Source organism: Ruegeria sp. AH7 (assembly GCF_056541325.1).
Map to the genome: position 1 here is coordinate 295,833 of NZ_JBQFYF010000003.1, position 12,885 is coordinate 308,717.

Sequence of the window (12,885 nt, forward strand, 5' to 3'; positions counted from 1 at the left end):
GGTCTTCTACACCTCACGCATCAGCGCGGCCAGCTGATCGGTTTCAGCGCCAAAACCGGTCGCCACCTGATCCGCCGCAGCGCGTCGCACCTCATCGGGCTTGTTCTGACCCAGTTTCCAGGTGCCCTGAATATCCTCAACCTGCATCCGGCAAGGCACGATCATCCGCATCATCCGGGCCAGCGCATCCTTTGACATCTTACCTGTGACCCAAGGGGGTTTCGGCAGCAGCTTCTGTTCGTAGAAGGCAGATTGCCGGTTCAGCAGATCCAACAATTCCTCCTGCGGGCGCAGCTCAAGGCGGCCGATCAGATGAACCGCCACATAGTTCCAGGTGGGCACCTGGTCATCCACCGCATACCAATCGGGCGAGATATACGCATCCGGCCCAGTTACAGCGATCCGCACAGTGCGCGGTTCCCTGAGCAGCCTGACAATCGGGTTTGACCTTACCAGATGCAACTCGGCCAGCTCACCTGTTTCATCCAGCAGAAACGGGACATGACTCATGATCGGCGCGGTATCGCCTGACACAGCCAAAACGCCAAAGCCACGGTCACGGGCAAAGGTGATATGCCGGGCGCGGTCTTCGGCACGAAATGCGGGATTGGGGTGCATGAAAATCCTCCTGTCAAATCTCTTGCAGATCAGGTGGGTTCTATGCAAGGTCGCGCCTGTTCTCAGGGCGGGGCGAAATTCCCCACCGGCGGTATGCGGGCAATGATCCGTAAGCCCGCGAGCGGCCCCGAAGTCCGGGGTGTCAGCAGATCTGGTGAGAGGCCAGAGCCGACGGTTACAGTCCGGATGAAAGAGAACGTGCATCGTGCCGCCCAGCGGCGCGCCTGCTCGTGATCGCCTTGGGTGACGTGTCTGTTGCGAAAGGAGATCATGATGACACACACCCGCTATGCTTTTGTGAAAGCCAACTGGCATTCCGATATTGTTGATCAGGCCCTGGAAGGGTTTCTGGAACTCATCCCCGCCGATCAGGTCGACGTTTTCGACGTTCCCGGCGCGTTCGAGATGCCGTTGCTGGCCCGCGATCTGGCCCAGACCGGGCGCTACGCCGCGGTCGCCTGCGCGGCGTTTGTCGTGGATGGCGGTATTTACCGGCACGATTTCGTTGCTCAGGCCGTTGTTGATGGGTTGATGCGTGCTGGCATGGATACCGGCGTACCGGTCCTGTCCGTCTCCCTGACACCGCATCAGTATCAGGAGACCGATCACCACAACGCCATCTACCGCGCGCATTTTGTTGAGAAAGGCCACGAAGCCGCACAAGCTGCGCTGAAAATCAACGCGACACGCGCACAATTGGCCACCGCTGCGTAAGCTCATTGGGTTGGGGCAAACACGCCCCAACCGCAAATCCGCTTGAGGCCAAAGGCTCTCCCCGCTAATCACAACCCACAAAGGAGCATGCCCCATGTCGATGAACAGCTTTGGACACCTCTTCCGCGTCACCACCTGGGGTGAAAGCCACGGGCCCGCATTGGGTGCAACCGTTGATGGCTGCCCTCCGGGTGTGACAGTCGACGCCGCGATGATCCAACACTGGCTGGACAGGCGCAAACCGGGGCAGAACAAATTCACCACCCAGCGGCGCGAGCCCGATCAGGTGAAAATCCTGTCCGGCGTGTTCGAAGGTCAGACCACCGGCACGCCCGTTCAGCTGATGATCGAGAACACGGACCAGCGCTCGAAAGACTACGGCGATATCATCGACAAGTTTCGCCCGGGACATGCCGATATCACCTACTGGCAGAAATACGGCATCCGAGACTATCGCGGCGGAGGGCGCAGCTCGGCCCGTGAAACCGCCTCGCGCGTCGCGGCCGGAGGGCTGGCGCGCGAAGCGATCAAACAAATCGCGCCGAATGTGCAGATCACCGGCTACATGACCCAGATCGGCCCGCACAGGATCGACCGCGCCAATTTCGACTGGTCGCAGATAGAACAGAACCCCTTCTGGACACCTGACGCCCAGGCCGCCGAGGACTGGGCCGCCTATCTGGATGACCTGCGCAAATCTGGCAACTCGGTCGGCGCCGTGGTTGAGGTCGTGGCGCGCGGTGTCCCTGCCGGGATCGGAGCACCCGTTTACGCCAAGTTAGACACTGATCTGGCCGCTGCGATGATGTCGATCAACGCGGTCAAAGGCGTTGAAATTGGAGAAGGCATGGCCGCCGCTGAACTGACCGGCGAGGCCAATGCAGATGAGATTTTCATGGGCCAGAACGGCCCTCAGTACAGCTCGAACCATGCGGGCGGCATTCTGGGCGGCATCTCGACCGGGCAAGACATCGTGGTGCGCTTTGCGGTCAAACCGACGTCGTCGATCCTGACCACGCGCAAGACGATTACCAAATCCGGTGAGGAAACCGAGATCATCACCAAAGGCCGCCACGACCCTTGCGTCGGCATCCGTGCGGTGCCGGTGGGTGAGGCAATGATGGCCTGCGTGATCCTGGACCACCTGCTGCTGCATCGCGGTCAGATCGGTGAGAACCGTGGCCACATTGGCTAATCTCCGCACCCGGCTGCGCGGCATCGTCGCACAGCGCATGCAGGCTGATCCGGCCCATGATCTGGCGCATCTGGACCGCGTCTGGAGCAACGCACAGGCCATCGCAGATGATCAGGCCAATATGCAGGTCCTCATGGCCGCATGCTATCTGCACGATCTGGTCAACCTGCCGAAAAACGATCCGAACCGGCATCTCGCATCTCGTAAATCGGCACAGATATCAGAGTCTATATTGGACGATTTGGGATTTGACGCCCCCTCGATCCATGCCACCCAACATGCAATCGAAGCGCACAGCTACTCGGCCAATATCCCGCCTCGCTCACCCGAGGCCCGCATCCTGCGCGATGCGGATCGCCTCGATGCGCTTGGGGCAATTGGGATTGCCCGGTGTTTCACCGTGGCCGGTGCTCTGGACCGGACGCTTTACGATCTTGATGACCCATTTGCAGAAAACCGCAATCTGGACGATCTGACATTCGCGATCGACCATTGGAAGATCAAACTGCTCGACCTACCGTCCGGCATGCTTACACAGAGCGGACGGGATCTGGCGACCGCGCGTGTGTCAGTGATGCTGGGATATCTTGAGGCTCTGGCAGAGGAAATCGGCCACCCCGTTCCCGATCATTGGAAATCTGCATAATTGGTACAATCTCGTCGTTGATCTTTCCGCGCCAAAGGCGCAGGTTCGCCGCACATGGCACAATCCTTAACATCGCATCGACCTATGCTTGCCGTGGGTCTGAAACTGGCCGCGCTGATGCTGTTCACCTCAATGTCGGCACTGGTCAAAGCCCTGTCCGAGGATTTCCCTCCCGGTGAGCTGGTCTTTTTCCGCTCGCTCTTTGCCATCCCGGTCATAATCATTTGGCTGATATCTCGCGGTGAGCTTGCGCAAGGCTTTGTGGTCAAAAAACCCATGGGCCATTTCTGGCGCGGCGTGTTGGGCACCAGCGCCATGGGCTTGACCTTTACCGGCCTCAGCCTGCTGCCCCTGCCTGAGGTCACGGCCATCGGCTACGCCACCCCGATCTTCACCCTGATTCTGGCCGCCGTGATGTTGGGCGAGCGCATTCGAATGATCCGCATTGGTGCGGTTGCGTTGGGACTGTTGGGCGTTTTGATCATGATCTGGCCCCGGCTGGGCAGCACCCAGATGGAAATGGCCGCAACCATAGGCGCGCTATGCGTCTTAGCCGCAACGCTAGCCCGCGCCTTTGTTCAAATCCATATCCGCCAACTGGTCAAGGTCGATCATCCCGCCGCCATCGTGTTCTATTTTTCGATGACCGCGACGCTACTCTCCTCGTTGACTGCGTTCTGGGGATGGACGATGCCGACCCTGAATCAGGCTCTAATACTGATTGCAATGGGCCTTATTGGGGGGGTCGCACAGATACTGGTGACCTCATCCTATCGGTTCGGGCAAGCCTCGATGCTGGCCCCTTATGACTATACCACAATGCTGTTTGCCATCTTCATTGGCTATGTCTGGTTTGATGAACTGCCAACACTGGCCATTCTGCTGGGGGCTACTCTGGTGATCGCGGGCAATGTGGTCGTGATTTGGCGCGAGCATCAGCTTGGGCTGGAACGAGGCAAGGCCCGTTCGGTCACGGACCCCAAAGCCTGATCTTTACCTTTCGCAAACTTCGCCTAGGTTGGGCGGAACAATCAATGAGGGTGCCCCATGAGCGACGCGCAGGATCACAAGGAAAAGATGCAGAAGGTGCAGGCCAAGCACCGCAAGAAAGTGTCCGAGGCGGTCGATCCGGGGCGCGGCCTGGTTCTGATCAATACTGGTAAGGGTAAGGGGAAGTCCTCGGCAGCCTTTGGTGTTGTGATCCGTGCGCTGGGCTGGGGGCAAAAGGTTGCCGTTGTTCAGTTCATCAAAGGCAAGTGGAAGACGGGCGAGCGCCGGTTCTTTCAAGACCGCGATCTGGTGACGTGGCACACGATGGGCGAAGGCTTTACCTGGGACACACAAGATCGCGAACGCGATATTGCCGCCGCTACCGCTGCCTTTGACAAAGCCTGCGATCTGATGGCCAGCGGGGATTATGATCTGGTAGTTCTGGACGAGATTAATATCGCGCTGCGGTATGAATACCTGTCGGTCGAGCGTGTACTAGACGGTCTCAAGGCGCGGTCGGATAAGACTAGCGTTTTCCTGACGGGCCGCGACGCGCCGCAAGCACTGCGTGACTATGCCGATCTGGTCACTGAAATGACCGAAGAAAAACACCCTTTCCAATCAGGCATCAAGGCACAGCGGGGCGTTGATTACTAAGGGGTTTCGTGACGGGCAGGATGTGAGAGGGCCACACCTGCCTTATTCGAAGCGCCTTAGAAGTACATTTTCGAAGATGTAGCGTATCGAATCCATGCGGCTGGTGGCGCTTTCAGGCGGTGTCACGTCCTCGGCCCGTTCAGAAATCGCGCTCTCGCGTTTCGTGCAGTCGAAATAGGCCGCAAAGTCAGTGTCGCAGCAGCTGCAGCCACAAGCGGTTGCAGCGTCATGCCGTGCAATGATCTCTTCAAGCGGATCGCCCATACCAGAACCCTATGCGGTCGTTTTCGGAGCGGCGGCACGCCATCACCAAGTTGTGCGCTAAGCCTGCAAACCGCCCCGAAACCTATGGCCGGACGAGGTACAATCCGGCGTTGGTTTTTATCTGACTATTTTTGTCTATTATTTCAAGGAAAAAACGCCCTCGAAAAGCAACGAGGGCGCAAGTCACAGGGAAACAAGTATCAGATGGACTGACCCTGCGGATCCAAAGTCACCGACCAAAGCTCGGTATCGGCACGATCCATCAGGCGCACCGTCATCTGTTGCGTAGCACCATCAATGTCGACCAGGCCAAAGAACTGCAAACCAGCGCTTGGGGGAAGGTTGACGCCCTGCCCTTTGGCGGGGGCTTTGGCAAATTTCACCTCGGGACCGAAGGTGCCATCCAGCGCATTCGGGCCAAAGGTCCCCGCGTGGAGAGGGCCGGACACAAACTCCCAAAACGGTTCAAAATCTTGGAATTGGGCTTTGTTAGGGTCATAGTAGTGCGCCGCGGTATAGTGCACATCCGCGGTGAACCAGACAGTGTTGGTGACACCAGCGGTTTTGATGAACCGCAGCAGATCGGCAATCTCTAACTCGCGACCCTTGGCCGGTCCGCTATCACCGTTCGAGATCGCCTCTGCCCCGGCCTGTTCTTTCCAGTTGTCCCAGACAATCAAGCCAATCGGCATGTCCGAGGCGATGACTTTCCAGGTCGCTTGTGATGCTGCAAGCTCGCGCTTTAGCCAATCCAACTGTGCCGCGCCCAGAATGCGGGACTGGTCGGTGATCTCATCTTCCATCGCCGGGCCGTTCGGGCCGCGATAGCTACGAAGATCCAAGAAGAACACCTCAAGCATCGGACCGTATGATATCTTGCGATAAACCCGACCGGGTTCGGCCGGTGTGATCCGCAGCGGCGTCATCTCATGAAAGGCACGACCCGCGCGGGATTGCAGAACATGCACCGATTTCTCGGAATACCGGTCATCGGAAATCAGGTCTTTGGCATCCGACCAGTTGTTCACCACCTCATGGTCATCCCACTGGAAAAAGGTCGGGCAAACCGCATTCATCGCCTGCACATGTTCGTCCATCATGTTGTATTTCCACTGAGCGCGGAATTCATCCAGTGTTTCCGCAACCTTGCGTTTCTCATCGATCAGAGTGGCGTTCTTCCAGATCACCTGCCCGTCTTTTTCAACCTCGTCCTGCATTGGGCCATCGGCGTAGACAGTATCGCCAGAATGGATGAAGAAATCGGGCCGGTGCTGGCTCATGGTCGCATAGGTGCGCATTCCATCGTCGTCGATGCCCCAGCCTTGACCGGCGGTATCCCCTGACCAGGCAAAGCGAATATTGCGACGAGCGGTCGGCGCGGTGCGGAACTGGCCAATAATAGGCTCTGATATGGTGTTGATATCACTCAGATCAGCGGCCACAAAACGATAGAAGATATCCTGATCCGAGGGCAGCCCATCGATGAGACGCTTAACCGCAAAATCGCTGTTTGGGATCGCATCCATTGGCGGCAATTGGCGGGCATCAGCAAAGCTTTCGGTGGTCGAAACCTCCATCATCACGCGCGCCGGGCGATCTGTACGGGTCCAGATCATGCCAGAGCTTGTGTCCACGTCGCCCGACTGAACGCCGTGGGTAAACACCGGGCGCGAAGCGGCGCGGCTGATCGCTGGCATCGACAGCGAGGCTGCAACAGCGGTGCTTCCAGCCAGAAACATGCGGCGATTGGGGCGAAGGAATTTGGTCATGGGGGCTCTCCTGTCTGGACACCTGTTCGAAGGCGCGCGATTGGTAAGCCGCAGTGAGCCGCCCATTTGTAAAACGGACGGCTCAGTTTCTTGAAACTATCACGATGATATTATGAAGCCCTGTGGATAACTGCTCAGGCAGCTACGCGTTGCTCGGGTGCGCTGAGCGAGATAACCGCGACAACTGCAGCCCCGTTCAGCCAGTAAAATGCTGCGTCCAGACCCGAAAACCCAAACATGCTGGGTGCGAACAGGAATGTTATGCCGACCAGAAGATCGACAGCCAGATGAAATTTGTAGGGCAACACGCGCCAGATGCCGAGGTGGTGATCCGTCAGGACAGTCAGCACGAAGGCAGCCGCCCCGGTGACGACAGACAGCCACAAAGCCAGCGGATTGGATTGACCCAGCCCAAGCACGAAGGGCAGCACCATCAAGGCAATAGCGACAGGATAGTCCAGATATGCGTGGACGGAGCGGGTGACAAAGCGAACAGACATTGCGATTTCCTTTCCTGGGTTGGTATGGCCCCAAGTTAGGTGCAGGTATTCGGTCGCAGAATTCCGGATCGTACGCGAAATCGTGCAGGTCGTTCAGAAACCTGATCGATCAGTGCATCGATCGATAGGCTGCCGGGGACAAGCCAATCTGTTTTTTAAACACACGGGAAAAGGCTGCTTCGGAAGCATATCCAACCTCTGCCGCAGCATCAGCCACATTCCAGCGCGCCTCGGTCAGGCCATGGCAAGCGATTTGCATGCGCCAATCGGTCAGATATTGCATTGGCGTGGTCGCCATCTTCTCAGCAAAAAGCTGCGCGAAGGCAGTGCGTGACATCCCCGCCTCGCGCGCCAGAGACTCAACGCTCCACTCTTGCGCGGGCGCTTGATGAAATGCAGTCAAAGCGCGCGAGATACGAGGGTCAGCAAACCCCGCAAGGGCCGAATCTGTAGGGCTTTGATGTTCAAGATGCGCGCGGATCGCCTGCGCAAATAGCACTTCCGAGAGTTTCAGTGCGATCAAGTCACCGCCAATCCGCGCACCACTAACCTCAGACCCGATCATGCGAAGGGTGGCTTCGATCCAGGCCCCGGCCTCTTCGCCATAGTTCTCGATCAGGATGTAAGGTGGCAGGCGGTCGATCAGCATATGGCCGGTACCTTGGCGCCCCGGCGGACCTGAGAATGAGAAATGGCCGCAGATCAGCTGAGTGTCACGCCCGGTCTCTTCACCGCCATAAACCAGCACACCATCCCCCTGATAGCCCGACTCCTGCAGCACCTGTTCAAGCGGCAACGCATCGACCGGTTGGACCTCGTTGCATAGCAGTGCATGGGCAGAACCGTGGGGGATCAGGATCAGGTCGCCTTGCTTAAGACGCACAGTTTCGCCTGTGTTAGAGACGAATAGCTTTAGCTCACCCCGCTGCACGAAGTGGAAGCGCGCCACATTCTGATAGGACGGCACCTGGACACCGAAGGGTGGCGTGAAAGAGGTTCGGAAGTAGAACGTTCCCCTTAGGGACAGGCGTGTCAGGATATCGCTCAGCAGGTCTAGCATGGGTGTAACCTACAGCGGCCCATGCATTCGTCCAGCTGTCAGAACGATCTGCACAAGAACTTGAACGATGCGCAACAAAAAACCCCCGCTTAACGCGAGGGTTCAGAGCTGATGCTTCAACATCGCTTAGGCGCGCACCAGTTTCTCATAGTCTTCGGCGATCTCACGCGTGATGTCGCCCACCTCAAACGTGTAGTCACCGATTTGGCCTACAGGTGTGACCTCGGCCGCTGTGCCGGTCAGCCAACACTGTTCAAAATCCGCCATTTCTTCGGGCTTGATGCGGCGTTCATGGACGGTCAGACCTTTGTCTTTCAACATCTGAATCACAGTTTGGCGGGTAATGCCGTTCAGGAAGCAATCGGCCAGCGGGGTGTGCACCTCACCACCTTTGACAAAGAACACGTTCGCACCGGTCGCCTCGGCCACATAGCCGCGCCAATCCATGAAAAGCGCGTCGGAACATCCCTTGGCTTCAGCCTTGTGCTTCGAGATGGTGCAGATCATGTACAGGCCTGCCGCTTTCGCGTGCACCGGGATGGTTTCAGGGCTGGGGCGCTTCCATTCCGCGATGTCCAGCTTGGCACCCTGCATCTTTGCATCCCCATAATAGGCACCCCAAGGCCAGACCGCGATGGCCATGCGCACCGGGTTCTTGGCCGAGGCGACACCCATATCCTCGCCCGATCCGCGCCAGACCAGCGCCCGCACATAAGCGTCCGTCAGACCGCTGGCTTTCAGCGCTTCTTCCTTGGCGGCTTCGATATCATCGACCGAATAGGGCATAGGCATATCCAAAGCCTCTGCCGAGGCGATCAGACGCTCAGAATGTTCGCGGCTTTTGAAGATTTTGCCGTTATAGGCACGCTCACCCTCGAACACCGAGGACGCATAGTGCATCGCGTGGGTCAGAATATGTACGTTCGCCTCACGCCAGGGCACCAGTTTGCCATCCATCCAGATGGTGCCATCACGATCATCATACCCCGCCATGCGAAACCTCCAGCCCTGGGTTGAATTTCCGATTGTTGCGCTATTTAGGTCCGATGCGGACACAATCTTGCGCAAAAACTGCGATTCGATACCTGTCTGCCCTTGGAATGTCAATAACGCTGACATAAACTCGGAGCCATGTAACGAATGAGGCAAGATATGTCCGAAATCCGCCCCGCCCCGATGTTTGGGGGCGAAAGCCTGTTGTTTCTTACGGATGAGCAGTTGCGACAGGGGATCGAGGCCATGTTTTTCGCCTATCGCGGCTTTACCGCCGATCCTGACCGCATCCTGTCCGAGATGTCCTATGGCCGCGCGCACCACCGGGCGATTCACTTTGTCAATCGCGCGCCGGGGACCACGGTGAACAACCTGCTGGCCATTCTAGGGGTGACAAAGCAATCCCTGAACCGGGTGCTGCGGACATTGATCGAGGATGGAATGGTCGAAAGCCGGGTGGGTACCGTCGACAAGCGCGAGCGGCACCTGTTTCTGACCGAAAAGGGCCGCGCGCTGGAGGCCACGTTGTCCGACGCCCAGCGCGCCCGGATGCGTGCGGCATATAAGGACGCAGGCCCCGAAGCGGTGGCCGGTTTTCGTAAAGTGCTTGAAGCGATGATGGATGCTGATATGCGTCATGCGTATACGAAGCTGCGGGATACGACCTCATGAGCGATATGGACGCCCATCTGCTGATCGTCGACGATGACGAACGCATTCGCGATCTGTTGAAGAAGTTCCTGATGCGGAACGGGTTTCTGGTAACCGCCGCTCGCGACGCAGCCCATGCGCGCCGGGTGCTGTCGGGGCTGGATTTCGACATGATCGTGCTGGACGTGATGATGCCGGGTGAGGATGGCGTGAGCCTGACAAAGGCACTGCGCGAAACGCATGCGACTCCGATCCTGCTGCTGACCGCGCGGGGTGAAACCGAGCACCGGATTGCCGGGCTTGAGGCCGGAGCGGATGATTATCTGGCCAAACCGTTCGAGCCGAAAGAGCTGCTGCTGCGCATCAATGCCATTCTGCGGCGGATGCCGGAAACACCAGCCCAAGATACCGCGGCGAAGATCCTGACGCTGGGCCCGATCCGCTATGACATCGAACGTGGTGAGATGTGGCAAGGTGAAGACCCCGTGCGTCTGACCGCAACGGAAAGCCAGTTGATGAAGATCTTCTCGGCCCAGCCGGGCGAGCCGATCAGCCGGGCCAAACTGGTCGAGGATCTGGGCCGCGACAAGGGGCAGGCGCAGGAACGCGCGGTGGACGTGCAGATCACCCGGTTGCGTCGGAAGATCGAACAGGATCCGAAGCAGCCCAGATACCTGCAGACGGTTCGGGGTGCAGGATATATGCTGGCGCCGGATTGATTTGGCCGCTGCGCGGCGATTTTATGCCTTCGGCGAAGGTATTTTTAGCCAGATGAAGAAGGGATCCCGATGAAGACTGCCTTGTTGACCCATGCCGATTGTCTGGGGCACGTGACGCCGGACGGGCATCCTGAGCGGGTGGCGCGGCTGGAGCATATTCTTCATGCGCTGGAGCCTTTGGATCTGGATCGCAGGACGGCCCCGATGGCGGCGGATGATGATTTGCTGCGGGTCCATCCCGAAGACCACATCCGGGATATTCGCGCAGCGCGTCCGGCTGAGGGCTATACGCAGATTGATGGGGATACCTTTATGTCTCCGGGCTCGGTCGATGCGGCCTATCGCGCGGCAGGGGCCGTGGTGCGGGCGGTCGATCTGGTGCTTGGGGGAGAGGTTTCGAACGCGTTTTGCGCGATCCGGCCGCCGGGGCATCATGCGGAAACGGACAAGGCGATGGGGTTTTGCCTGTTCGGCAATGCGGCGCTTGCAGCGAAACATGCGCTGGATCATCACGGGTTAAGCCGCGTCGCCGTGGTTGATTTCGATGTGCATCACGGCAATGGCACGCAGGATCTGCTGTGGGATGAGAAGCGCGCGTTGGTGATTACCAGCCAGCAGATGCCCCTGTGGCCCGGATCGGGACGACCGGATGAGACCGGCGCATATGAAACCATTGTGAACATACCACTGGCCCCCGGCACGGGTGGGTCTGAGATGCGGGCGGCTTATGAGGCGCTGGCTTTTTCGCGCCTGCGTGCGTTCAGGCCCGAATTGATCATCATCTCAGCCGGGTTTGACGCCCATCAGGACGATCCGCTGGCCAATTTGAATTGGTCCACCGAAGATTTTGCCTGGATCACAGCTGAGCTTTGCAAGATCGCGGGTGAGGTTTGTGAAGGTCGTATCGTCTCGACTCTGGAAGGCGGGTATGATCTGAACGCACTGGCCGAGGCGACGCGCGCCCATGTGGAAGAACTGATGAAGGCAGCACAATGACCGATACCCCCGTTGAACAAATGACGTTTGAACAGGCGATGAAAGAGCTTGAAGCTGTAGTCGGCCAGTTGGAACGCGGCGACGTGGCTCTGGATCAGTCAATTGCGCTCTATGAACGCGGAGCGGCCCTGAAGAAACGCTGCGAGGATGAGCTGAAGCGGGCCGAAGAGAAGGTCGCCGCGATCACTTTGGACGCGGGCGGCCAGCCGACCGGGACGACACCTGTCGACGGTCAGTAAATGTTTCGGGACAGGCTGGCACAGGACGCCGCGCAAATTCAGGCGCAGTTTGACCATGTGCTGAGCGGCTTCGATGATTTCGACGTGACGCGGGCCATGGGCTATGCCACTCGTGGCGGTAAGCGCTTGCGCGGGTTTTTGGTGCTGGAAAGCGCCCGCCTGCATGACGTGGACGAGGCGCGCGCGATCTGGCCCGCCGCGGCGATTGAAGCACTGCACGCTTATTCACTGGTCCACGACGATCTGCCCTGCATGGATGATGATGACCTGCGGCGCGGGCGCCCCACAACCCATGTGAAATGGGATGAAGGAACGGCGGTTCTGGCCGGAGACGCGCTGCAGACACTGGCCTTTGAGCTGTGCACACGCCCTGAGGTGGGCAATGCCGAAATTCGTGCGGATCTGGCCCTGACGCTGGCCAAAGCCAGCGGTGCGCAGGGCATGGTTATGGGTCAGGCGCTGGATATCGCTGCTGAATCGGCGGCGGAGCCTTTGTCGCTTGAGGCGATCACCCATTTGCAAGCAGGCAAAACTGGCGCCTTGATTGAATGGTCTGCCTGTGCCGGTGCACGGCTGGCACAGGCCGATCCGTCCGCCTTGCGCCAATATGCCCAAGCCCTTGGCCTTGCTTTTCAAATTGCAGATGACATCTTGGATGTGGAAGGTGATGCGGAGCGCGCCGGAAAACGGCTGCAGAAAGATGCGGATGCGGGCAAAGCCACGTTTGTGTCGCTGCTTGGGTTGGGCCCCGCCAAAACCCGTGCGGCAGAACTGGTGGATCGGGCTTGCGCCGCGCTGGATGGATATGGACCAAGGGCCGAAACCTTGAAGGATGCCGCCCGCTTCGTTATTGCCCGGGACAGCTAAGTCAGGA

The 12,885-nt window shown here is 58.6% G+C and carries 16 protein-coding genes and 1 riboswitch; of the genes, 10 read left to right on the plus strand and 6 right to left on the minus strand.

Going from position 1 to position 12,885, the window contains the following annotated elements:
- Positions 1-6: 6 nt before the first annotated feature.
- Positions 7-618: an FMN-binding negative transcriptional regulator gene (locus ACR0JX_RS09695; RefSeq protein WP_480543517.1), complete on the minus strand. Its 612-nt coding sequence runs from the start codon at positions 616-618 to the stop codon at positions 7-9.
- Positions 619-672: 54 nt separating this feature from the next.
- Positions 673-820: riboswitch (FMN riboswitch) on the plus strand.
- Positions 821-891: 71 nt separating this feature from the next.
- On the opposite strand from ACR0JX_RS09695, the gene ACR0JX_RS09700 reads away from it, so the two are divergent.
- The 5 genes from ACR0JX_RS09700 to cobO all read left to right on the plus strand — a co-directional run bounded on the left by ACR0JX_RS09700 (position 892) and on the right by cobO (position 4,820).
- On the plus strand, positions 892-1,332 hold the full coding sequence (locus ACR0JX_RS09700) for a 6,7-dimethyl-8-ribityllumazine synthase (RefSeq protein ID WP_480543519.1): 441 nt from the start codon (positions 892-894) through the stop codon (positions 1,330-1,332).
- Between the two features lie 94 nt (positions 1,333-1,426).
- On the plus strand, positions 1,427-2,527 hold the full coding sequence (aroC, locus tag ACR0JX_RS09705; protein ID WP_480543521.1) for a chorismate synthase: 1,101 nt from the start codon (positions 1,427-1,429) through the stop codon (positions 2,525-2,527).
- Positions 2,511-3,173: an HD domain-containing protein gene (locus ACR0JX_RS09710; protein WP_480543523.1), complete on the plus strand. Its 663-nt coding sequence runs from the start codon at positions 2,511-2,513 to the stop codon at positions 3,171-3,173. The genes aroC and ACR0JX_RS09710 overlap by 17 nt, the downstream gene beginning before the upstream one ends.
- 54 nt (positions 3,174-3,227) lie before the next feature.
- On the plus strand, positions 3,228-4,163 hold the full coding sequence (locus ACR0JX_RS09715; protein ID WP_480543525.1) for a DMT family transporter: 936 nt from the start codon (positions 3,228-3,230) through the stop codon (positions 4,161-4,163).
- 57 nt (positions 4,164-4,220) lie between these two features.
- Positions 4,221-4,820 carry a cob(I)yrinic acid a,c-diamide adenosyltransferase gene (gene cobO / locus ACR0JX_RS09720; protein WP_480543527.1) on the plus strand — a complete coding sequence of 200 codons (600 nt, stop codon included), beginning with the start codon at positions 4,221-4,223 and terminating at the stop codon, positions 4,818-4,820.
- A gap of 42 nt (positions 4,821-4,862) precedes the next feature.
- On the opposite strand, the gene ACR0JX_RS09725 is transcribed toward cobO, so the two are convergent.
- The 5 genes from ACR0JX_RS09725 to ACR0JX_RS09745 form a co-directional block, all read right to left on the minus strand.
- On the minus strand, positions 4,863-5,084 hold the full coding sequence (locus tag ACR0JX_RS09725) for a hypothetical protein (protein WP_480543528.1): 222 nt from the start codon (positions 5,082-5,084) through the stop codon (positions 4,863-4,865).
- A gap of 200 nt (positions 5,085-5,284) precedes the next feature.
- Positions 5,285-6,853, minus strand: a complete 1,569-nt coding sequence (locus ACR0JX_RS09730; RefSeq protein WP_480543530.1) for an alkaline phosphatase D family protein — start codon at positions 6,851-6,853, stop codon at positions 5,285-5,287.
- Positions 6,854-6,987: 134 nt separating this feature from the next.
- Positions 6,988-7,353, minus strand: a complete 366-nt coding sequence (locus ACR0JX_RS09735; protein WP_353008637.1) for an SPW repeat domain-containing protein — start codon at positions 7,351-7,353, stop codon at positions 6,988-6,990.
- A 109-nt stretch (positions 7,354-7,462) separates the two neighbouring features.
- On the minus strand, positions 7,463-8,413 hold the full coding sequence (locus tag ACR0JX_RS09740) for an AraC family transcriptional regulator (protein ID WP_480543532.1): 951 nt from the start codon (positions 8,411-8,413) through the stop codon (positions 7,463-7,465).
- Positions 8,414-8,539: 126 nt separating this feature from the next.
- Complete coding sequence (locus ACR0JX_RS09745; protein ID WP_480543534.1) at positions 8,540-9,406, minus strand: branched-chain amino acid aminotransferase; 867 nt, start codon at positions 9,404-9,406, stop codon at positions 8,540-8,542.
- Between the two features lie 159 nt (positions 9,407-9,565).
- On the opposite strand from ACR0JX_RS09745, the gene ACR0JX_RS09750 reads away from it, so the two are divergent.
- From ACR0JX_RS09750 to ACR0JX_RS09770, 5 genes are all read left to right on the plus strand, one after another.
- Positions 9,566-10,078, plus strand: coding sequence for a MarR family winged helix-turn-helix transcriptional regulator (locus ACR0JX_RS09750; RefSeq protein ID WP_170631408.1), 513 nt, complete (start codon positions 9,566-9,568; stop codon positions 10,076-10,078).
- On the plus strand, positions 10,075-10,776 hold the full coding sequence (locus tag ACR0JX_RS09755; RefSeq protein ID WP_170453461.1) for a response regulator: 702 nt from the start codon (positions 10,075-10,077) through the stop codon (positions 10,774-10,776). Before ACR0JX_RS09750 ends, ACR0JX_RS09755 begins: the two co-directional genes overlap by 4 nt.
- 69 nt (positions 10,777-10,845) lie before the next feature.
- Positions 10,846-11,772 carry a histone deacetylase family protein gene (locus ACR0JX_RS09760; RefSeq protein ID WP_480543537.1) on the plus strand — a complete coding sequence of 309 codons (927 nt, stop codon included), beginning with the start codon at positions 10,846-10,848 and terminating at the stop codon, positions 11,770-11,772.
- A complete protein-coding gene (locus ACR0JX_RS09765) occupies positions 11,769-12,011 on the plus strand; it encodes an exodeoxyribonuclease VII small subunit (RefSeq protein ID WP_170534025.1) in 243 nt (80 codons plus the stop codon). Before ACR0JX_RS09760 ends, ACR0JX_RS09765 begins: the two co-directional genes overlap by 4 nt.
- Positions 12,012-12,878 carry a polyprenyl synthetase family protein gene (locus ACR0JX_RS09770; protein WP_480543539.1) on the plus strand — a complete coding sequence of 289 codons (867 nt, stop codon included), beginning with the start codon at positions 12,012-12,014 and terminating at the stop codon, positions 12,876-12,878.
- Positions 12,879-12,885: the final 7 nt, after the last annotated feature.

Bases quoted from the DNA above. Each gene is read 5' to 3' on its own strand.
- ACR0JX_RS09725 (WP_480543528.1), bottom strand. From the start codon at position 5,084: ATGGGCGATCCGCTTGAAGAGATCATTGCACGGCATGACGCTGCAACC.
- ACR0JX_RS09735 (WP_353008637.1), bottom strand. From the start codon at position 7,353: ATGTCTGTTCGCTTTGTCACCCGCTCCGTCCACGCATATCTGGACTAT.
- ACR0JX_RS09730 (WP_480543530.1), bottom strand. From the start codon at position 6,853: ATGACCAAATTCCTTCGCCCCAATCGCCGCATGTTTCTGGCTGGAAGC.
- ACR0JX_RS09715 (WP_480543525.1), top strand. From the start codon at position 3,228: ATGGCACAATCCTTAACATCGCATCGACCTATGCTTGCCGTGGGTCTG.
- aroC (WP_480543521.1), top strand. From the start codon at position 1,427: ATGTCGATGAACAGCTTTGGACACCTCTTCCGCGTCACCACCTGGGGT.
- cobO (WP_480543527.1), top strand. From the start codon at position 4,221: ATGAGCGACGCGCAGGATCACAAGGAAAAGATGCAGAAGGTGCAGGCC.
- ACR0JX_RS09755 (WP_170453461.1), top strand. From the start codon at position 10,075: ATGAGCGATATGGACGCCCATCTGCTGATCGTCGACGATGACGAACGC.
- ACR0JX_RS09750 (WP_170631408.1), top strand. From the start codon at position 9,566: ATGTCCGAAATCCGCCCCGCCCCGATGTTTGGGGGCGAAAGCCTGTTG.
- ACR0JX_RS09695 (WP_480543517.1), bottom strand. From the start codon at position 618: ATGCACCCCAATCCCGCATTTCGTGCCGAAGACCGCGCCCGGCATATC.
- ACR0JX_RS09765 (WP_170534025.1), top strand. From the start codon at position 11,769: ATGACCGATACCCCCGTTGAACAAATGACGTTTGAACAGGCGATGAAA.
- ACR0JX_RS09700 (WP_480543519.1), top strand. From the start codon at position 892: ATGACACACACCCGCTATGCTTTTGTGAAAGCCAACTGGCATTCCGAT.
- ACR0JX_RS09740 (WP_480543532.1), bottom strand. From the start codon at position 8,413: ATGCTAGACCTGCTGAGCGATATCCTGACACGCCTGTCCCTAAGGGGA.
- ACR0JX_RS09745 (WP_480543534.1), bottom strand. From the start codon at position 9,406: ATGGCGGGGTATGATGATCGTGATGGCACCATCTGGATGGATGGCAAA.
- ACR0JX_RS09760 (WP_480543537.1), top strand. From the start codon at position 10,846: ATGAAGACTGCCTTGTTGACCCATGCCGATTGTCTGGGGCACGTGACG.
- ACR0JX_RS09770 (WP_480543539.1), top strand. From the start codon at position 12,012: ATGTTTCGGGACAGGCTGGCACAGGACGCCGCGCAAATTCAGGCGCAG.